18 protein-coding genes and 2 pseudogenes are annotated in these 17,819 nt (G+C 73.2%); 11 read left to right on the forward strand and 9 right to left on the reverse strand.

Annotated elements, in window-relative coordinates; genetic code table 11:
• Positions 1 to 172: 172 nt before the first annotated feature.
• From ACIA6T_RS23165 to crcB (ACIA6T_RS23190), 6 genes are all read left to right on the forward strand, one after another.
• Complete coding sequence (locus ACIA6T_RS23165; protein ID WP_399448357.1) at positions 173 to 2,194, forward strand: beta-galactosidase; 2,022 nt, start codon at positions 173 to 175, stop codon at positions 2,192 to 2,194.
• A gap of 117 nt (positions 2,195 to 2,311) precedes the next feature.
• Positions 2,312 to 3,871, forward strand: coding sequence for an arabinogalactan endo-beta-1,4-galactanase (locus ACIA6T_RS23170; protein ID WP_399448358.1), 1,560 nt, complete (start codon positions 2,312 to 2,314; stop codon positions 3,869 to 3,871).
• A 163-nt stretch (positions 3,872 to 4,034) separates the two neighbouring features.
• Complete coding sequence (locus ACIA6T_RS23175; protein WP_399448359.1) at positions 4,035 to 4,340, forward strand: helix-turn-helix domain-containing protein; 306 nt, start codon at positions 4,035 to 4,037, stop codon at positions 4,338 to 4,340.
• 27 nt (positions 4,341 to 4,367) lie between these two features.
• Positions 4,368 to 4,811 carry a fluoride efflux transporter CrcB gene (crcB, locus tag ACIA6T_RS23180; RefSeq protein ID WP_399448360.1) on the forward strand — a complete coding sequence of 148 codons (444 nt, stop codon included), beginning with the start codon at positions 4,368 to 4,370 and terminating at the stop codon, positions 4,809 to 4,811.
• The gene (locus tag ACIA6T_RS23185) at positions 4,808 to 5,188 is read left to right on the forward strand and encodes a DUF190 domain-containing protein (RefSeq protein WP_399448361.1); all 381 of its coding nucleotides are present in this window, start codon (positions 4,808 to 4,810) and stop codon (positions 5,186 to 5,188) included. The genes crcB (ACIA6T_RS23180) and ACIA6T_RS23185 overlap by 4 nt, the downstream gene beginning before the upstream one ends.
• Positions 5,185 to 5,559 carry a fluoride efflux transporter CrcB gene (gene crcB / locus ACIA6T_RS23190; protein ID WP_399448362.1) on the forward strand — a complete coding sequence of 125 codons (375 nt, stop codon included), beginning with the start codon at positions 5,185 to 5,187 and terminating at the stop codon, positions 5,557 to 5,559. The genes ACIA6T_RS23185 and crcB (ACIA6T_RS23190) overlap by 4 nt, the downstream gene beginning before the upstream one ends.
• On the opposite strand, the gene ACIA6T_RS23195 is transcribed toward crcB (ACIA6T_RS23190), so the two are convergent.
• On the reverse strand, positions 5,556 to 6,602 hold the full coding sequence (locus tag ACIA6T_RS23195) for a fatty acid desaturase family protein (RefSeq protein ID WP_399448363.1): 1,047 nt from the start codon (positions 6,600 to 6,602) through the stop codon (positions 5,556 to 5,558). The genes crcB (ACIA6T_RS23190) and ACIA6T_RS23195 overlap by 4 nt on opposite strands.
• A gap of 211 nt (positions 6,603 to 6,813) precedes the next feature.
• On the opposite strand from ACIA6T_RS23195, the gene ACIA6T_RS23200 reads away from it, so the two are divergent.
• On the forward strand, positions 6,814 to 7,488 hold the full coding sequence (locus ACIA6T_RS23200; RefSeq protein WP_399448499.1) for a FadR/GntR family transcriptional regulator: 675 nt from the start codon (positions 6,814 to 6,816) through the stop codon (positions 7,486 to 7,488).
• Positions 7,488 to 8,504, forward strand: a complete 1,017-nt coding sequence (locus ACIA6T_RS23205; protein WP_399448364.1) for an asparaginase — start codon at positions 7,488 to 7,490, stop codon at positions 8,502 to 8,504. The genes ACIA6T_RS23200 and ACIA6T_RS23205 overlap by 1 nt, the downstream gene beginning before the upstream one ends.
• Positions 8,505 to 8,644: 140 nt before the next feature.
• Here the strand turns inward: ACIA6T_RS23205 and ACIA6T_RS23210 are convergent, their stop codons facing one another.
• The 3 genes and pseudogenes from ACIA6T_RS23210 to ACIA6T_RS23220 form a co-directional block, all read right to left on the reverse strand.
• On the reverse strand, positions 8,645 to 9,796 hold the full coding sequence (locus ACIA6T_RS23210; protein ID WP_399448365.1) for a D-alanyl-D-alanine carboxypeptidase family protein: 1,152 nt from the start codon (positions 9,794 to 9,796) through the stop codon (positions 8,645 to 8,647).
• A gap of 91 nt (positions 9,797 to 9,887) precedes the next feature.
• Positions 9,888 to 11,027 carry a transcription termination factor Rho gene (gene rho / locus ACIA6T_RS23215; protein ID WP_399448366.1) on the reverse strand — a complete coding sequence of 380 codons (1,140 nt, stop codon included), beginning with the start codon at positions 11,025 to 11,027 and terminating at the stop codon, positions 9,888 to 9,890.
• A 373-nt stretch (positions 11,028 to 11,400) separates the two neighbouring features.
• Positions 11,401 to 11,538, reverse strand: a pseudogene (locus ACIA6T_RS23220) (nuclear transport factor 2 family protein); the annotation flags it as partial.
• Here ACIA6T_RS23220 and ACIA6T_RS23225 point away from each other — a divergent pair.
• A pseudogene (locus ACIA6T_RS23225) lies at positions 11,537 to 11,659 on the forward strand (PadR family transcriptional regulator); the annotation flags it as partial. The pseudogenes ACIA6T_RS23220 and ACIA6T_RS23225 sit on opposite strands and share 2 nt — an antisense overlap.
• 4 nt (positions 11,660 to 11,663) lie before the next feature.
• Positions 11,664 to 12,422 carry a class I SAM-dependent methyltransferase gene (locus ACIA6T_RS23230; protein ID WP_399448368.1) on the forward strand — a complete coding sequence of 253 codons (759 nt, stop codon included), beginning with the start codon at positions 11,664 to 11,666 and terminating at the stop codon, positions 12,420 to 12,422.
• Here ACIA6T_RS23230 and ACIA6T_RS23235 read toward each other — a convergent pair.
• The 5 genes from ACIA6T_RS23235 to ACIA6T_RS23255 all read right to left on the reverse strand — a co-directional run bounded on the left by ACIA6T_RS23235 (position 12,392) and on the right by ACIA6T_RS23255 (position 16,524).
• On the reverse strand, positions 12,392 to 13,135 hold the full coding sequence (locus ACIA6T_RS23235; protein ID WP_399448369.1) for a GntR family transcriptional regulator: 744 nt from the start codon (positions 13,133 to 13,135) through the stop codon (positions 12,392 to 12,394). The two genes, ACIA6T_RS23230 and ACIA6T_RS23235, sit on opposite strands and share 31 nt — an antisense overlap.
• 121 nt (positions 13,136 to 13,256) lie before the next feature.
• Positions 13,257 to 14,225 carry an acetylxylan esterase gene (locus ACIA6T_RS23240; protein WP_399448370.1) on the reverse strand — a complete coding sequence of 323 codons (969 nt, stop codon included), beginning with the start codon at positions 14,223 to 14,225 and terminating at the stop codon, positions 13,257 to 13,259.
• Between the two features lie 149 nt (positions 14,226 to 14,374).
• Positions 14,375 to 14,956, reverse strand: a complete 582-nt coding sequence (locus ACIA6T_RS23245) for a hypothetical protein (RefSeq protein ID WP_399448371.1) — start codon at positions 14,954 to 14,956, stop codon at positions 14,375 to 14,377.
• A gap of 163 nt (positions 14,957 to 15,119) precedes the next feature.
• Entirely contained in the window at positions 15,120 to 15,905 is a 786-nt protein-coding gene (locus ACIA6T_RS23250) for a ferredoxin reductase (RefSeq protein ID WP_399448372.1), read from the reverse strand.
• Positions 15,906 to 15,918: 13 nt separating this feature from the next.
• On the reverse strand, positions 15,919 to 16,524 hold the full coding sequence (locus ACIA6T_RS23255) for a sulfite oxidase-like oxidoreductase (protein ID WP_385048808.1): 606 nt from the start codon (positions 16,522 to 16,524) through the stop codon (positions 15,919 to 15,921).
• 394 nt (positions 16,525 to 16,918) lie between these two features.
• Between ACIA6T_RS23255 and ACIA6T_RS23260 the strand changes: the two genes are divergently transcribed.
• Complete coding sequence (locus tag ACIA6T_RS23260; RefSeq protein ID WP_399448373.1) at positions 16,919 to 17,728, forward strand: putative protein N(5)-glutamine methyltransferase; 810 nt, start codon at positions 16,919 to 16,921, stop codon at positions 17,726 to 17,728.
• Positions 17,729 to 17,819: the final 91 nt, after the last annotated feature.

Here is a 17,819-nt window from a genome sequence, read left to right on the forward strand (position 1 = left end):
CCTCGACACCGGCGCGCCCCTTCGGCTCGCTCGCGATGCTTCTGTGAGCGTTCACAGTAGAGAAACATCCCGGACACTTGTCAATGGTTGTTGCTGTGCGGTTATGTTGGCCCCGCACCACCGAAAATGTGTGTGCACGTTCCCAAAAGATCGACACATCGGGAGAGAATCCATGCCGGAGACCACCCCCAGGGGCCTCACCGGGCTCGCCTTCGGTGGGGACTACAACCCCGAGCAGTGGCCGGAAAACGTCTGGGACGAGGACGTACGGCTGATGCGGGAGGCCGGCGTCACCATGGTGAGCGCCGGGATCTTCTCCTGGGCCCTGCTGGAGCCCGCGCCCGGCGCGTACGACTTCGGCTGGCTCGACCGCAACCTCGACCTGCTCCACGGAGCCGGCATCCGCGTCGACCTGGGTACGCCCACCGTGGCGCCGCCCGCCTGGTTCTACCGCGCCCACCCCGACGCGCTGCCCGTCACCGAGGAGGGCGTGCGTCTGGAGTTCGGCTCCCGCGGCGCCATCTGCCACAGCAACGCCGACTACCGGGCCGCCGCCGCGAACATCACCACGAAGCTCGCCGAGCGCTACGGCGACCACCCCGCGCTCGCCCTGTGGCACGTCCACAACGAGTACGGCGTCCCCGTCTCCGCCTGCTACTGCGACTCCTGCGCCGCTCACTTCCGCCGCTGGCTGGAGCGGGAGTACGGCACGGTCGACGCCGTCAACGAGGCCTGGGGGACCGCCTTCTGGGGCCAGCGCTACGCCGCCTTCGACGAGATCGACCCGCCGCGCCGGACCCCGACGGTCGGCAACCCGGCCCAGGCGCTGGACTACCGGCGGTTCGCCGACGCCACCATGCGCGAGAACTTCACCGCCGAGCGGGACATCCTGCACCGCCTCTCACCCGGCGTCCCGGTCACCACCAACTTCATGACCGCCCTCAGCCAGTGCGACTCCGTCGACTACTGGGCCTGGGGCCGCGAGGTGGACCTCGTCACCAACGACCACTATCTGATCACCGACGGCCGCCGCACCCACGTCAACCTCGCCATGGCCGCCGACCTCACCCGCTCCGTCGCCGGCGGCGCCCCCTGGCTGCTGCTCGAACACTCCACCTCGGGCGTCAACTGGCAGCCCCGCAACCCCGCCAAGGCCCCCGGCCAGATGGCCCGCAACTCCCTCGCCCACGTGGCCCGCGGCTCCGAGGGCGCGATGTTCTTCCAGTGGCGCCAGTCCCGGCGCGGTGCCGAGAAGTTCCACTCCGCGATGCTGCCGCACGGCGGCACCGAGACCCGCGTCTTCCGCGAGGTGACCGAACTCGGCGCGGCGATCGACTCGTTGACCACGATCCGGGGCACCCGCACCGAGGCCGACGTCGCCGTGCTGTGGGACTGGCACTCCTGGTGGGCGCAGAACCTCGACTGGCGCCCCAGCGAGGACCACGACGCCCGCGAACGCGCCGACGCCTGGTACGAGGCCCTCTACGACCACCACCTCACCGTCGACTTCGCCCACCCCGAAGCCGACCTGTCGGGGTATCCCCTCGTCGTCGTACCGGCCCTGTACCTGATGACGGAGGAGGCCGGGAACAACCTCAGGGAGTACGTCGAGAACGGCGGCACCCTCGTGGTGTCGTACTTCTCCGGCATCGTCGACGAGCACGACGCCGTGCACGAGGGCCCCTGCCCGGGCGCCCTGCGCGACGTCCTCGGCCTGACCGTCGAGGAGTTCTCCCCCCTGCTCCAGGGCGAACGGGTCCGCCTGACCGGCCCCGACGGTGCGGAACTCGACGCCGACGTGTGGACGGAGTTCGTGGTGCCGCGCGGCGCCGAGACGGTGTGGACGTACGCCGACGGCCTGACCGGCGGACGCCCGGCCGTCACCCGGCACCGCCTCGGCGAGGGCACCGCCTGGTACGTCTCCACCCGGCTCGGCGCCGAGGGCCTCGCCGGCCTGCTCGGCCGGGCCGCCGAGGACGCCCGGATCGCCCCGCGCGCCGACCTGCCCCGCGATGTCGAAGTGGTGCGCCGCGCGGGCGAGCCGGGCACCTTCCTGTTCGCGATCAACCACACCGCCACCGACGCCAAGGTGCCGCTGGACACCCCCGGCACCGAACTGCTGACCGGTGAACGCGCCGCGGGCCGCCTCGCGGTCCCGGCAGGAGCCGTCCGGGTCGTACGACTCGACGGCTGAGCCGCGACTCCCCTCCGTCCGCGTGAGCACACAGACCGCGGGCGGAGGGGGCCCTCACCTGCGCCTTCCGGGCGCGGGGCATTCCCCCTCCCCACGTCGAAGGGACGACGAACGCCCATGTTCCATCCCAGACGCACACTCCGGGCCCTGCTGCCGCCGCTCGTGGCCGGGCTCGCCCTCACCGCCCTGCCCGCCCAGACCGCGACGGCCGCGAGCACGCTCACCAACGGCGGCTTCGAGACCGGCGGTTCCGGCACCGCCACCCCGGCCGGCTGGTCCGAGTACGGCGACACGGCCGCCTCGTACACGGAGTCCGGCGGCCGCGGCGGCGGTCACCGCCTCTCCCACTGGTCGTCCTCGGCCTACAAGGTGGAGACGTACCAGCACCTGTCGGGCCTGGCAGGCGGCGACTACAGGCTCACCGCCTGGGTCCGCTCGGGCGGCGGCCAGAACGCCGCGTACCTCGCCCTGAAGAACTGCGGCGGTGCCGAGCAGCGCACCGACCTGCCGGTCTCCGACTCCGGATGGATACGGATCGTCGTGCCGGTCCGCGTGACCGGCGGCCAGTGCACGATCAGCGTCAACAGCGACGCGAACGCCGGCAACTGGATCAACGTCGACGACCTGACCCTCACCCGGGGCACCTCGGGCCTGGCGGTCAAGGGCGCCGACATCTCCTCCCTGCCCAAGAGCGAGGACAGGGGCGGGGTCTACCGGACCGCGTCCGGCACCACCGGCGACCCGGTCGCGATCCTGAGGTCCGCCGGCATGAACTACGCCCGCCTGAAGGTCTGGGTGGACCCGGCCGACGGCTACAACGACAAGGCGCACGTCCTCGCCATGGCCAAGCGGATCAAGGCGCAGGGCATGAAGCTGCTCGTCGACTTCCACTACTCGGACGCCTGGGCCGACCCGGGCAAGCAGAACAAGCCCGCCGCCTGGGCCGGACACGGCTACGGGCAGCTGAAGAAGGACGTCTACGACCACACGTACGACGTCCTCGACGCCCTCAAGAGGCAGGGCACCACCGCCGACATGGTCCAGGTCGGCAACGAGATCAACGGCGGCACGCTGTGGAACGAGGGCTCCACCGACAACTGGCCCCAGCTCGCCGGCCTGCTCAACTCCGGCTACGACGCCGTCAAGGCGGTCAGCCCGTCCACGGTCGCCGCGCTGCACCTCGCCGAGGGCGGTGACCTCGACGGCACCCGCTGGTGGTTCGACAACGCGGTCTCCCACGGCGTGAGGTTCGACGCCATCGGCCTGTCGTACTACGGCTACTGGCACGGCACGCTGTACGACTTCCAGACGACCCTGGACGACGCGGCCGGCCGCTACGGCAAGCCCGTCTTCGTCGCCGAGACGGCCTACCCCTTCCGTCTCGACAGCGAGGACGGCCTCGAGAACATCATCGACCTCGACGGTGAACTCGTCCCCGGCTACCCGGCGTCCACCACCGGGCAGACCCGCTGGATGAACGACGTGGCGAGCATCGTGGAGGCCGTCCCGAACGGCCGTGGCCTCGGCGTCTTCTACTGGGAGGCCACCTGGACCGCCCGCGCCGGCAACGGCTGGGACCCCGCCGACCCGTCCTCCGGCAACGGCTGGGAGAACCAGGCGCTGTTCGGCTACGACGACCGCGCGCTGCCCGCGACGGCCTGGTTCCGCCACCGGTGAGCCCGCCGGCCCCGCCCCGCAGACCGGGGGCGGGGCCGGACGGCCTTTGCCCGCAGGCCCGTCGGGTCCCGGACAAGGTGCCGTCGGACCGGGACACGGAGCCTTCGCCCACGGCAGAGTGGAAGGGCTCCGGAGCGCGAGGCCCGGCGCGGAGGTGTACGAGATGCCGAGGACCCCCGTCGACGGGACACGACTGCGCGTCCTGACGCTGCTGAGGGAACAGGACGCGCCGGCCGACGGACTGACCGCGGAGACCGTCGCCGCGCTGCTCGGTCTGCCCCACCCGGCCGCCCTCACCCACCTGCGGCTGCTGACGGCCCTCGGCCTGCTGCGCACCGACGGCTCCGGCGCCCGTGTGCGCTACCGGCGCGACGAGGCACGGATCGCCGAGGCGGCGCGGCTGTTCGAGAAGGGCTGGCAGCGCGTGGGGCCGCGACATGACCCGCCGCGTTCCGGGACGTTACGCTGATCCCGAGCGAGTGGGAGACGTACGACGGTGACAACCCCGGAAACCGAGAGCCCTCGGGCCCGCCCCGCCTTCCGCGCCCAGACCCCCGTCGTCGCCGCCGTCGCGCTCGGTGGGGGAGCGGGAGCGGCGGCCAGGTACGCGGCCTCCCTGTGGTGGCCGACACCGGCGCACGGGTTCCCCTGGACGGTCCTCTGGGTCAATGTCGCCGGCTGCGCCGTCATCGGCGTGTTCATGGTGACCATCACCGAGGTCCGCGCCGCCCACCCCCTGCTCCGCCCGTTCTTCGGCACCGGCGTCCTCGGCGGCTTCACCACCTTCTCGACGTACGCCGTCGACATCCGGAACCTGCTCGACGGCGGCAGGGCGGGCGCCGGACTCGTGTACCTCGCGGTGACCCCGCTCGCGGCGCTCGCCGCCGTGTGGACGGCCGCCACGGCGACCCGCCGCGTCCTGACCAGGAGGCAGCCATGACCCGGCTGACCGGCACCGTCCTCCGCCTGACCGTGTACGTCGGCGAGAACGACACATGGCACCACCGGCCCCTCTACTCGGAGATCGTCCACCGGGCCCACGCGGCCGGGCTCGCGGGGGCCAGTGTCTTCCGCGGCGTCGAGGGCTTCGGCGCCTCCTCCGTCGTCCACACCTCCCGGCTGCTCTCCCTCAGCGAGGACCTGCCGGTGGCGGTCGTCGTGGTGGACACCGAGGAGCGCGTACGGGCCTTCCTGCCGGAACTCGACGGGCTGGTCGGCGAGGGCCTGGTCCTCCTCGACCGCTGCGAGGTCGTCCGGCACGCGCGCCGCGACGACGGCACCGGTGCCACGGACCGGACGGGCGGGGCGCCGCGGTGAACTGGCTGTACGTGGTGCTGGGAGCCATGGCCGGCGCCCCGCTGCGCTATCTCACCGACCGCGCGGTGCAGTCCCGGCACGACTCGGTGTTCCCCTGGGGAACCTTCACGGTCAACGTCACCGGAAGCCTGGTCCTCGGCCTGCTCACCGGCGCGGTGGCCGCGGGCGCGGCCGGCTCCCGCTTCCAGCTGCTCCTCGGCACGGGCCTGTGCGGCGCCCTGACCACCTACTCCACCTTCTCCTACGAGACCCTCCGCCTGACCGAGACCGGCGCCCGCGGCTACGCCGCCGTGAACGTGGCGGCGAGCGTGGCGGCCGGCCTGGGCGCGGCCTTCGCGGGCGCGGCCCTGGCCGGGGCGGTGTGGGGTTAGACCCTGTCGCGCAACGGCTCCCCGACCTGCCTGAGGTGGCGCAGGGCCTGACGGTGCGAGGCGAGCAGACCCGTCCGGCAGTACGGGATGCCCAGCTCGGCGCAGTACCGCTCGGTGATGACCTGGGCCCGGCCGAGGGCCGGCGTCGGCATGCTGGGGAACAGGTGATGCTCGATCTGGTGGTTCAGCCCGCCCATGAACACGTCGACGAACACCCCGCCGTCGACGTTGCGGGAGGTGAGGACCTGGCGGCGCAGGAAGTCCGGCTCCGTGCCCTCCTCGATCATCGGCATGCCCTTGTGGTTGGGGGCGAACACGGAGCCCAGGTAGATCCCGAACAGCCCCTGGTGCACGGCGATGAACGCGAGCGCCCTGACGGGGGAGAGGACCAGGAACAGACCGCCGAAGTACACGGCGAAGTGGGCGACCAGCAGCGCCCCCTCCAGCACCGGCCGTTTCATCGACGGGCTGCGCAGGGCCTTGAAACTGCTGAAACTCAGATTGAGGCCCTCCAGGGTCAGCAGCGGAAAGAAAAGGGCCGCCTGGTGCTTTCCGATGAATCGCGCCGGCCCCTTCGCCTGTTTCGCCTGACGCCGTGACCACACGATGATGTCGGGAGCGACATCCGGGTCCTTCTTCTCGTGATTGGGGTTCGCGTGGTGGCGCGTGTGCTTGTTCATCCACCAGCCGTAGCTCATGCCCAGCAGCACATTGGCCACCAGCAGTCCGCCGGTCTCACTGGGGCGCCGGCGGGAGAACACCTGGCGGTGGGCCAGATCGTGCGCGGCCAGTCCGAGCTGCCCGGACACCACGGCCAGAGCGGCGGCGACGATCAGCTGGCTCCAGCTGTCACCCAGGACGAGAAAAGCGGCGACACCGCCCGCGAGCGCCATTCCCACGGCCCCGAAGCGCAGCGTGTAATAGAGAGGGCGGCGCCGCAGCAGACCCGCTTCGGCCATGCGCCGTGACAATTCGGAAAAGTCGCTTCCCTTTTCGCGTGCGGGCGTGGGCGGGACAGAGGTGAGTACCGTCGGATCGACCATGCGCTTGAGTATGTGAGCGATTTCCACGGAGCGGAATGACGTCGGCCCCCGGAAGGGAGTGGCGGGGACCCCCCGACGGGGGGTGTGGCTGACCCCACCCTCCCGGCACGGGCCCTTCGCTTGACAGCGCCCGCGCCGCCCCCGCACCATCGGCCCCGTGAACCTGTCAGACAGCCAGACAGGTGGTGCGGGTCCGCGGCGCGTCAGCGCGATGGAAGCGGTCCTCTCCCACCTCCGCGGCACCATCGAGCGCGGCGAGTACGCGATCGGCGACAAGCTGCCCTCCGAGGCGGAGCTGTGCCGCACCCTCGAGGTCTCCCGGCCCGTGCTGCGCGAGGCGCTGCGGGCCCTGCAGACCATGGGCCTGACCGTGTCCAGGACCGGCAAGGGCACCTTCGTCGTCGCCGACGCCGTCGAGGACCCCACCTTCGGCGACTACGCGGCCAGCGACCTGCTCGAGGTGCGCCGGCACATCGAGATCCCGGTCGCCGGGTACGCCGCCGAGCGCCGCACCCCGGAGAACCTGGACCGGCTGACCCGTCTGCTGGACCGGATGGAGCACGAGACCGACACCATGGCGTGGGTCGCGATGGACACCCTCTTCCACCTCGCCGTGGCCGAGGCCGCCCAGAACCCGGTCTTCCGCCGGGTCATCGAGGAGATCCGGGACGCGCTGGCCCGCCAGTCCGCCTTCCTCAACGAACTCGGCGGACGCCGTGAGCAGTCCAACCGCGAGCACCGGGCGATCGTCGAGGCACTGACCGACGGCTCCGCGCACGACGCGGTCGAGGCCATGACCCACCACCTCGACCGCGTCGAGACGACCCTCACCGACATCGTGCGCCCCGCGCGCACGCCGGCCCACGACTCCCCCCAGGCAGTGTGATGTACAGCACCGTCCCCGCGGACGCACCCCTGATCCGCGAGCCCCTCCACGCCCCCGTCGCCCACCTGATACGCGGCGGGGTCGTCGAAGGCGTCCACTACGGCTCCGTCGTCGTCCTCGGCCCCGACGGCGAGGCCGGCTTCCGGCTCGGCGACATCGAGGCCGCCTGCTACCCGCGCTCCGCGCTCAAGCCCGTCCAGGCGGTGGCGATGGTCCGCGCGGGGCTGCCGCTCGACGGCGAACTGCTGTCGCTCGCCGCGGCCAGCCACTCCGGCGAGGAACGCCACCTCGCCGGCGCCCGGCGCATCCTCGAACTCGCCGGGCTGACGGAGGACGACCTCCGCAACGTCCCCGACCTGCCGTTCGACCCGGTCGTCCGGGACACCTGGGTACACGAGGGCCGCCCGCCGTCCCGGCTCGCCCAGAACTGCTCCGGCAAGCACGCCGCCATGCTGTACACGGCCAGGCTGAACGGCTGGTCCCTCGACGACTACCTCGACCCCGCCCACCCCCTCCAGCAGGCGATCGCCGAGATCGTCGAGGACCTCACCGGGCAGCGCGTCACCACGGTCACCGTCGACGGCTGCGGCGCGCCGTTGTTCGCGGTCTCCCTGCGGGGTCTCGCCCGCGCCGCCGCGCGGATCACCACCGCCGCGTCCGGCACCCCTGAGGCGCGCGTCGCCGACGCGATGCGGGAGCACGCGGAGATGGCCTCCGGGGCGGGGCGGGACGTGGCCGCGCTGATGCGGGCGGTGCCGGGGCTGCTCGCGAAGGACGGCTTCGAGGGCGTGCAGGTCGCTGCGCTGCCGGACGGGCGGGCGGTTGCTGTGAAGATCGCGGATGGGGCGGGACGGGCGCGGGTTCCCGTGGCGGCGGGTGCGCTCGTGCGGGCCGGGGTGGATCCGTCCCTGCTCGGGGAGTTCCGGGGTGAGCTGCTGCTCGGGGGCGGGCGGCCGGTCGGGGAAGTGCGGCCGGTCCCCGCGCTGGATTCGGTGACCGCACCGGTGCTGACGTGATTCGCGCAGTTCCCCGCGCCCCTTGGGGACAGATGGCGGTTTCGCGTTCTGCCGCGGGACGGCGGGGCTTGTCGCGCCCACGCGGCGGAGCCGCATGTCGAGTACAGCCCCGCGCCCCTTCGGGGGCGCTGCACTTGCCCTCAGTTCGTCGGTACCGGGCCCCATCTGAGGCGTAGGTACAGGGACACGCTCGCGGCGCCCAGGAGGGCGGCCGCGGCGATGGTCCAGGTGACCGGGTGGGCCGGGGTGTCGTGGCTTCGGGCCACGGAAGTCGTGGCGGGCTCCGCCTGCGGGCCGGCCGGCGGGCCGGGGCGCAGGGCGTCCAGGGAGCCCACCGGGGTCACGTGCCCGGTCGCCTCGAAGCCCCAGTCCAGCAGCGTGCGGGCCTCCTCGTACACCGCGTGGCCGCCGCCCGACCGGGGGTTCATGACCGTCACCACGAGGGTGTGGCCGTCCCGGTGTGCCGCGGCCACGAGGGTGTTGCCGGCGTTGCCGGTGTAGCCGTTCTTGATGCCGAGCAGACCTTCGTAGGGTTCGACGCCGTCCGCGCCGGTGAGCAGCCGGTTGGTGTTCACGATGCCGTACGAGCCGCCGTCGCGGGCCGGGAACAGCGCCTCGTGCCGGGCGCAGTACCGTGCGAACTCGTGGTTGCGCAGCCCCGCCCGGCCGAACACCGCCAGGTCGTACGCCGACGACACCTGGCCGGGTGCGTCGTAGCCGTCGGGTGACTTGACCCGGGTGTCGAGGGCGCCCAGCGCGCGGGCCTTGGCCTGCATCCGCTCGGCCGTGGCCCGCCAGCCCCCGCTGAGCGCGGCCAGCACGCGCACGGCGTCGTTGCCGGAACTGAGGAAGACCCCGTTCCACAGGTCGGACACCCGGTACGTACGGTTCTCCACGACCCCGACGAGGCTGCTGCCGGGGCCGATGCCCGCCAGTTCCTCCTCGCCGACCCGGTGCCGGATGCCGGCCGGGAGGATCGGCAGCACGGTGAGCGCGAACAGCGTCTTGAGCGTGCTGGCCGGCGGCAGCCGACGGTGCGCATCGCGCGCCGCCAGTACGTCGCCGGTGCGGGCGTCGGCGACCAGCCACGACAGGGCGGACGGATCCGGGACCTCGGGTGCCCCCGGGCGCGGGCGGACGTGCGTGCCGGGCCGGTGCAGCAGTGACCCGGCCGCCACCCGCGGCCCGGGGTCGACGTCGGCGATCGCCGCCGCGGGCGCCGTCACCAGCAGGCCCGCCGCGCAGAGCACCCAGGTCGACACGGTAGCCCGCGAAGTAAATCCGATAGTCATACCGCAAACGTAGGAATGGACCCCCCGATCACCGCGCTGCCCCGGCCGGGGACCGCCCGCGAGCACCCGGATGCCACACGCCGACGGCGCCTCAGCCGCCCGGCAGGGTCGGCTGGACGCGCCGCAGGAACGCCGCGTTGTCGGGGGCCTCACGCATCCGGCCCAGCAGGGTCTCCAGATCGGCCAGCCCGTCCCGCGACCGCAGCACGCGCCGCAGTCCCCGTACGGCGGTCAACTCGGCCGGAGTGAGCAGCAGTTCCTCGCGGCGAGTGCCCGATCCCGTGATGTCGACGGCGGGGAACAGCCGCCGCGCGGCGGCCTCGCGGCTCAGCCGGAACTCCATGTTGCCGGTGCTCTTGAGCTCCTCGAACCAGAACTCGTCGGCCCGGGAGCCGGTCTCCACCAGGGCGGAGGCGAGAATCGTGAGCGAGCCGCCCTCCTCGGTCTGCCGGGCGGCGCCGAAGAACCGCTTGGGCCCGAGCAGCGCGGAGGCGTCGACACCGCCGCTGAGGGTGCGGCCACCGGACGCGGCCGCGTTGTTGTACGCCCGGCACAGCCGGGTCAGCGAGTCGAGGAGCACGACGACGTCCTCGCCCGCCTCGACCAGCCGCCTGGCCCGCTCGACGACCAGCTCGGCGAGCGCGATGTGCTCCTTGGCGGGCCGGTCGAAGGTCGAGGCGTACACCTCGCCGCGCACCGAGCGCCGCATGTCGGTGACCTCCTCGGGGCGTTCGTCGAGCAGCACCACCATCAGCCGGCACTCGGGGTGGTTGCCGGCGACGGCCGCCGCGAGCCGCTGGAGGAGGACGGTCTTGCCGGTCTTGGGCGGCGCCACGAGCAGCCCGCGCTGTCCCTTGCCGACCGGCGCGAGCAGATCGACGACCCGCCCGGCGAGGCCGGACGCCGGGTGCTCCAGGCGCAGCCGCCGGTGCGGGTGAAGCGGTGTCAGGTCGCGGAAGTGCCGCCGGGCGTGCGGTGCGTCGGGCGTGCGGCCTTCGACGCGGGTGACCTCGGTCAGGGCGCGCCGGTCGCCGCGCACGCCCTCCACGAGGTCGCCCTTGCGCAGGCCGTGGCGGCGCAGCAGCGCGGGGGAGACGGACGGGTCGGAGGGGGAGGGCAGACAGTTCTCGGCGCGCAGCTGCCCCTTCCCGGCCGCGTCGATGTCGAGGACACCGGTGACGAGCTGGGGCCGCTGCCCTACGGGAGGGTGATCGAGTGTGGTGATGGTCATGGGGGTCGGTCCTTTCGCGGACGACGGACAGGGACGTGCGGTGGGAAGGAGGGAAACCGCGCGGGGAGGGCGGACACGCGCCTCCGGGCGGCGGAGAACAGCACCCCGGTCGCGGCGGGAGGAGACCCGGCCGACGAGGTGGTGCGGGAAAGCCGTACGCCGGTCGGACACGACGGGCGGAAGCGGCGAACCGAGGTGATGTGCGAGGAGGAACTGGCACCGGCGCCCGAACAAGAGGGGGGCGTAACACGAGTGCTGCTTGCACTGTACCACCCGGTGCGGTGGTGGGTACGGAAAAGCGTGGTCCGTACGGACGACGGGCCCGCCGGTGACGACCGGCGGGCCCGTGTCGGAGTCTCGCTCCCGCGCGGGTTCAGGCGGGCTTCTCTCCCGCCTCGCGGGCGATCCGCTCGAACCGCGCCCCCATGGCCGCCGCGAGCGCCCGCGCACCCGACAGCGGACGCACCATCACGGTCAGCTCGTCGACGCGCCCGTCGTCGTCGACGTGGAGGGAGGCCGACCGGGTCGGACCGTATCTCACCCTGCTGGGCGGAATCGCCTTCGAGGAGGAGAATCCGGGCTGGTGCGAGCGGGTGCTGACCGTGGTGCGCGGCCGTGCTCCCCTAGGCTGACCGGATGTTCAGCCCCGAAGGCCCCCGGCTGCGCGAACTCGCCGTCCAGGCGCTGTCGTCCGTGGAACGCGGCTACGACCTCCTCGCGCCGAAGTTCGACCACACCCCCTTCCGCACGCCCGACTCGGTGCTCGACGCCACCACGGAGGCACTGCGGCGGGCCGGGCCCTTCGAGGCCGGGCTCGATCTGTGCTGCGGCACCGGCGCGGGCGTCGACGTACTGCGGCAGGTGTGCCGGGAGAGCGTCACCGGCGTGGACTTCAGCACCGGCATGCTGACCGTCGCGCGGGAACGCGTCCGGCCGCCGGGGCCGGCGACCGGCTGGGTGCGGGCGGACGCGCGGGCACTGCCGTTCGGTCCGGTCTTCGACCTCGTGGTCAGCTTCGGCGCGTTCGGCCACTTCCTGCCGCGTGAACTGCCGGGGCTGTTCGCGCAGGTCCACTCGGTGCTCCGGCCGGGCGGACGCTTCGTCTTCCCCGTGGTCGCGCCGCCCCGGCCGGGCTCGCTCACGTACGGGATGCTGCTGGGGTTCGACGCCGTGATGCGGGTGCGCAACGCGGTGTGGCGCCCGCCGTTCGTCATGTACTACCGAGCCTTCCGCTTCGGTGCCGTGCGGCGCGAGCTGACCCGGGCCGGGTTCCGGGTGGAGTCGTGGGCACTGCCCGAGTTCGGACGGCGCCGGGACGGCAGTCCACGGGTCCGGCTGGTCGTCGCCGGACGCCCCGGACCCGGTCAGACCGCCGCCGGGACCGTGAACTCGTAGACCAGGACGTCCTCCTGGGCGTCCATGACGAGTTCGGTGATCTCCAGCGGGCGGGCGTACTGGTCGTGCACGCGCCGGGTGACCCGGACCGACGGCGTCCCCGCGACCGGCGTGATCGTGTCGCGGTGATGCAGTGCCAGACCCGCCCGGCGCATCCAGTCGTAGGCCCGCCGCAGCTCCGCCGCACCGGTGCCGTCGGCCCGGTCGCGGTAGCGGCCCAGCTCCTCGACCTCCGCGAGCGCCACGGCGGAAAACGATGTCACCGCCGCCCGCAACTCCCGCCCGTCGGCCGACGCCGACCAGTAGCGGTGCACCAGCGTCGGCCGGGCCGGGGTCGCTCCCAGGGCCTCGGCGTGCCCGGGTGGCGGAGCCTCCCAGGCCACGGTGGCCCTGGCCACCGCGCCCCGGCCGGCCCATCGCGCGCCGAGCGGGAAACCGGACGACGCCGGCGTCTCCACCGGCGGGCCGGGCAGCGTGGCATGGCTGCCCCGCCGGTCGGTGGCGACCAGCCCGTCACGGCGCAGCACCTGCAGCGCCTGCCGTACGGTCTCCCTGCTGACCTCGAAATGCTCGGCCAACCGCCGCTCGCCCGGGAGGCGTTCGCCGGGCGGAATCGTTCCGTCCCGCAGTTCGCCGAGCAACTCCGTGGCGATCCTCCGGTAAAGGGGCTCACCTTCGGTGGGCGAGTGGTCGTGCGGGGTGGTGCGGGCCATGCCGCGCCTCCTGTTGGTGACGTTCCGTAGTCGTGCGGGCTCGTTGCGCCACCACATCTACCATTGGTCTACACCAGCAGGGAAGAGCGGTCCGGCAGTTCGGCCGGAACCGTACGGTCCCTCAGATGTACGAGCGTATCCAGCGCAGCTTGGCCGCCTCCTGGAACGCGCCGCCTCCCTCGTGGTCGTTGAAGTCGTACACCTCGATCGCCTTGTCGTCGTGCGCCCAGGCGTTGAAGGCCCCGAACACCGTCGAGGGCGGGCAGGTCTGGTCCTCCAGGGCCGCCGAGAACAGGGCGGGCGCACTGCCGCGGGCGGCGAAGTGCACGCCGTCGAAGTAGGACAGCGTGCGCAGGGCGTCCTCGAAGCGGCCGCGGTGCGTCTTGAGGTAGGAGCCGATCTCCCGGTACGGCTGCCGGTCGGTGAGCGTCGTCGCGCGCGGGAAGTCGCAGAGGAACGGCACGTCCGGCGCGATGCCGGCCAGGTCCGGGACCAGACCGCCCACCGCGATGGTGATGCCCCCGCCCTGGCTGGCGCCCACGGCGACCGTGCGGCTCGCGTCGGTCAGCGGGTGCGACCGCGCCGCCTCCACCGCCCGTACGGCGTCCGTGAACACCCGGCGGTAGTAGTAGTTCTCGGGCGCGTCGATGCCGCGCGTCATGAAACCGGGGTACGCCGGAGCGCCGCCCACCGGGTCCGCCGTACCGCCGCCGGCACCCCAGGCGCTGCCCTGGCCCCGGGTGTCCATCACGAAGTGGGCCCGGCCCGTGGACGCCCACAGCAGGTGCTCGTGCGGCAGTCCGCGGCCACCGCCGTAGCCGATGAACTCCACCACCAGCGGCAGCGGGGCGTCGGCGTCGGCGGGCAGCGTCAGCCAGCCCTTGACGGGGTGACCGCCGAACCCGGCGAACGTCACGTCGAAGACGCGCACCGTCGACAGTCCCGTGTCGACCGGCTCGAAACGGGCGTCCAGATCGTGCTCGCGCGCGTCGTCGAGCGTCTTGGACCAGAACGCGTCGAAATCCTCGGGCGCGGTGGACGCGCTGCGGTACTCGCGCAGTTCGTCGAGGGGGAGGTCGAACAGGGCCATCAGGGACCGCCTTCGTGAAGGGACAGTGCGAAGCGATGACACCGTACGTGGATCACTGGCGGCATCGCCAGAGGCTCCGGGTGAAGTCCCAGGTGGTGGGCGTGGAAAGCGATTGCTGTCGGGGGGTTCGGCGGAAGGTGGCCGCCGGCTCAGACGCCGCGGTGCGTCCACTCCGGTCCGGTGCGGGCCCACTCCCGTTCCCACTCCGCCAGCCTGCGGCGCGTCGTCGCCCCGCGCACCGCCCGGTGCGCGAGCAGCACCACGGCCGCGGTGCCTCCCGCGGCACCGGCCCCCATGCCGATGCCGTACCGCCACACCGAGGCGTCGTCGACCGGCGGCGGCACATCGCGCCCACGGGAGTCGAACCACACGTGCACCACGTCACCGGGACGCGCGTCCGCCGGGACGCGGGCGACGGCGGTGCGCGTCCCCTCACCCGGCTCCGTCCAGCGCACATCCGCGCGGAACACATGCCGTCCGCCCGTCTGGGCGGAGGGCCGCACCTGTGTGGACCGCTCCACGACCTCGGCGCGCACGCGGTGGCGGTCGGCGCGCTGCTCCAGGGCGGTCGCCCGCGCCTCACCGTGCGCCCACCAGGCGACGACCGCCCCCACCAGCGGTGCCACCACACACAGCAGCACGGCGACGGCCAGCACCGTCCACGCCTCGACGACGTCCGAGCGGCGGCACAGCGGACTGCGCCGGCGCCGGCACAGCACCCGCGTTCGCATCTCGGACCTCCCTGCCGTCACCGAGGCCGGGGCACGGACGGCCGTACGCGACGGCGGCCCCCGGCGGCTCACTCCGCGGCGCGCGGCACCCACGGAACAGCCCCGGCCGGGTGCCCGGCCGGGGCTGTGCGAAACGGTGGGCGCCCCGACGGGGACGTCCCGGTCAGCCGAAGCGCTCGATACGGATCCGCTCCACGGGCTGGCCGGCCGCCACGAGCAGCCTGGAGGCGTGCTCGGCAAAGGAGTTGGAGCCGCACACATAGGCCTCCCACCCACCAGGAGGCTGCTTGGCCAGGAGCGGCGCCACATGTGCGGCCGCCAGACGTCCCACGGGCACACCTTCCGGGGCGCTGCGCGTGAACACCCGGGTCGTCTCCGCGCCGAACTCCCGTGCGTAGATCAGCTCCTCGGGGCTGCGGGCCGACACCACCAGGCGCAGCGGCAGTCTCATGTCCCGGGCCCGGTGGTGCCGCACCATCGACATCAGCGGGACCACTCCGGAGCCGGCGCCCACCAGCAGCGCGGGCCGGTCGCCCGGCCAGGCGAAGAAGCCGCTGAGCGGGCCGCGCACCTCGACCCGGTCACCGGGGCGGGCCACCGTGTGGAACCAGCCCGAGACCTCGCCGTCCTCGACCCGGTCCAGGGTCAGCTCGAGGTGCCCGGAGCCGTCCGGCGCCGACGCGATCGAGTAGTGGCGCTGGGCCACATAGCCGTCCTCGGCGGTCAGCCGCAGCAGCAGATGCTGACCGGGCACATGCCCCGGCCAGCCGGGCACGGCGAACCGGAAGGTCGTCGCCCGCGGGGTCTCGCGGCGGATCTCCGTCAGGGTCGCCGTCCGCCATACGGACGCGGTCCGCTCGTTCACGCCGATCCGTCCGGGCACCGCGAACCGCGTCGGCGGGGCGGAGTACCCCGGTACGGCCGGTGACGCCGGTGTCACGGGTGTCATCGATGTCGTCCGCTCAGTCACCGGAGTACCGCTGCTCCTCCCAGGGGTTGCCGCGTGCGTGGTAGCCGTTGCCCTCCCAGAAGCCCGGCTCGTCGTGGTCGAGGAGCCGCAGCCCCGCGATCCACTTGGCGCTCTTCCAGAAGTACAGGTGCGGCACGATCAGCCGTGCCGGGCCGCCGTGCTCGGGAGACAGCGGTCGGCCGTCGTACTCCCAGGCGATCCAGGCGCGGCCGCCGGTCACATCGGCGAGCGGCAGGCTGGTGGTGTAGCCGGTGTGCGCATACGCGACCACATGTGTCGCCGAGCCATGGGGCCGGACCATATGGAGAAACGCGTCCAGCGAGACGCCGCCGAACCGCACCCCGAACTTCGACCAGCTCGTCACACAGTGGATGGCCCCCTCGTACGCCGAGGCCGGCAGCGCGTGCGCCTGCTCCCAGTCCCAGGTGCGGGGCTCCGCCACCAGCCCGTCGATCCGGAAGGTCCAGTCGGCGGGCGCCAGGTCGGGTGTGACCTCGGCGGACAGGACGGGCCATTCGTCGCCCGCGTCGTACTGACCCGGGGGCAGTCCGGGATTGTGCACGCGAGGGCGGCCGGTGAAGCCTCGGGTGATGTTCACGTGATCGGCGATTCCGTTGCGACTGGTGCTCAGGTGTTTTCCGTGTTCAACCGTACGTGGTGCCCGCGACCGATGCGGTGCCAGGCCGGTCACGGCCCCGCGGGCCGGTCCGCGCACGCCTCCCTCCACCCGCCCGCGCCCGCCTCCCTCCACCCGCCCGCGCCCGCCTCCCTCCGCGGTCCCGGATCCCTCATACACCGTACGGCGGCGGTGATCGTCGGGTAGTGTGGCCGTCCGGCTGCGGACCGCCCCAGCCGAAGGACGTCCCGGAGGTGAGACCCATTACCGCTGTGTCAGGTCGGGTGCTCTCACCTCGAAGCGACGCGGACCACCGGCAGTAGGTGACCGCGAGAGCGCCCTTCGGCTCCCGAAAGGCCCAAAGCTCTTGCCGCACATGCCGTCTCCGTCGCCCTCTCCCTCCGCCGTTCCACCGTCCTCGTCCCGGGACGCCGTCGTGGCCGCGCTCCGTGCCGCCGGCTGCGTCTTCGCCGAGGACGAGGCCGAGTTGATCCTCGCCGCCGCGCCCACCCCCCGGGACATCGCCCCGATGGTCGAGCGCCGGGCGGCCGGACTGCCCCTCGAACTCGTCGTCGGCTGGGCCGAGTTCCACGGCCGGCGCATCACCGTGGAACCCGGTGTCTTCGTGCCCCGCCGCCGTACCGAGTTCCTCGTCGAGCAGGCACTCGCCCAGGCGCCGGACGCGTCCGTCGTCGTGGACCTGTGCTGCGGCTCCGGCGCCGTCGGCGCGGCCCTGGCCGCCGGACTCGGCACGGTCGAGCTGCACGCCGCCGACATCGACCCGGCCGCCGTGCGCTGCGCCCGCCGCAACGTCGCCGGACTCGGCGGCCAGGTCCACACCGGCGACCTGTTCGCGGCGCTCCCCGGCGAGCTGCGGGGCCGCGTCGGCATCCTCGCGGCCAACGTGCCGTACGTGCCCAGCGACGAGATCGGCCTGCTGCCCCCGGAGGCCCGCGACCACGAGCCGCTGGTCGCGCTCGACGGCGGCGCGGACGGCCTCGACGTGCTGCGCAGGGTCGCCGCCGGGGCGCCCGGCTGGCTCGCGCCGGGCGGCTGCCTCCTGGTGGAGACCAGCAGCCGCCAGGCCCCCGCCGCCGTCGACGCCTTCACCACCGCCGGCCTGCGCACCCGCCTGGCCACCTCCGACGAGAGGTACGCCCATGTCGTGATCGGTGTGAGGCCTTAGGCCCTGTCGCCGCCTTCCCGCCCGGCGATGCCCGCTACGTACCGGGCGTCGCCGGGCCCGCACTCCGGGCGGACGACGGGAACGTGCCGGC

Origin of the sequence: Streptomyces sp. NPDC051740 (assembly GCF_044453165.1) — a bacterium.
Taxonomy (GTDB): domain Bacteria; phylum Actinomycetota; class Actinomycetes; order Streptomycetales; family Streptomycetaceae; genus Streptomyces; species Streptomyces atrovirens.

Excerpts from the sequence above, each read along its gene's own strand:
- ACIA6T_RS23185 (WP_399448361.1), top strand. The coding sequence starts at position 4,808 with ATGACCCGGCTGACCGGCACCGTCCTCCGCCTGACCGTGTACGTCGGC.
- ACIA6T_RS23260 (WP_399448373.1), top strand. The coding sequence starts at position 16,919 with ATGCCGTCTCCGTCGCCCTCTCCCTCCGCCGTTCCACCGTCCTCGTCC.
- ACIA6T_RS23175 (WP_399448359.1), top strand. The coding sequence starts at position 4,035 with ATGCCGAGGACCCCCGTCGACGGGACACGACTGCGCGTCCTGACGCTG.
- rho (WP_399448366.1), bottom strand. The coding sequence starts at position 11,027 with ATGACCATCACCACACTCGATCACCCTCCCGTAGGGCAGCGGCCCCAG.
- ACIA6T_RS23200 (WP_399448499.1), top strand. The coding sequence starts at position 6,814 with ATGGAAGCGGTCCTCTCCCACCTCCGCGGCACCATCGAGCGCGGCGAG.
- ACIA6T_RS23240 (WP_399448370.1), bottom strand. The coding sequence starts at position 14,225 with ATGGCCCTGTTCGACCTCCCCCTCGACGAACTGCGCGAGTACCGCAGC.
- ACIA6T_RS23165 (WP_399448357.1), top strand. The coding sequence starts at position 173 with ATGCCGGAGACCACCCCCAGGGGCCTCACCGGGCTCGCCTTCGGTGGG.
- ACIA6T_RS23205 (WP_399448364.1), top strand. The coding sequence starts at position 7,488 with ATGTACAGCACCGTCCCCGCGGACGCACCCCTGATCCGCGAGCCCCTC.
- ACIA6T_RS23210 (WP_399448365.1), bottom strand. The coding sequence starts at position 9,796 with ATGACTATCGGATTTACTTCGCGGGCTACCGTGTCGACCTGGGTGCTC.
- ACIA6T_RS23195 (WP_399448363.1), bottom strand. The coding sequence starts at position 6,602 with ATGGTCGATCCGACGGTACTCACCTCTGTCCCGCCCACGCCCGCACGC.
- ACIA6T_RS23235 (WP_399448369.1), bottom strand. The coding sequence starts at position 13,135 with ATGGCCCGCACCACCCCGCACGACCACTCGCCCACCGAAGGTGAGCCC.
- ACIA6T_RS23245 (WP_399448371.1), bottom strand. The coding sequence starts at position 14,956 with ATGCGAACGCGGGTGCTGTGCCGGCGCCGGCGCAGTCCGCTGTGCCGC.
- ACIA6T_RS23250 (WP_399448372.1), bottom strand. The coding sequence starts at position 15,905 with ATGACACCCGTGACACCGGCGTCACCGGCCGTACCGGGGTACTCCGCC.
- ACIA6T_RS23230 (WP_399448368.1), top strand. The coding sequence starts at position 11,664 with ATGTTCAGCCCCGAAGGCCCCCGGCTGCGCGAACTCGCCGTCCAGGCG.
- ACIA6T_RS23170 (WP_399448358.1), top strand. The coding sequence starts at position 2,312 with ATGTTCCATCCCAGACGCACACTCCGGGCCCTGCTGCCGCCGCTCGTG.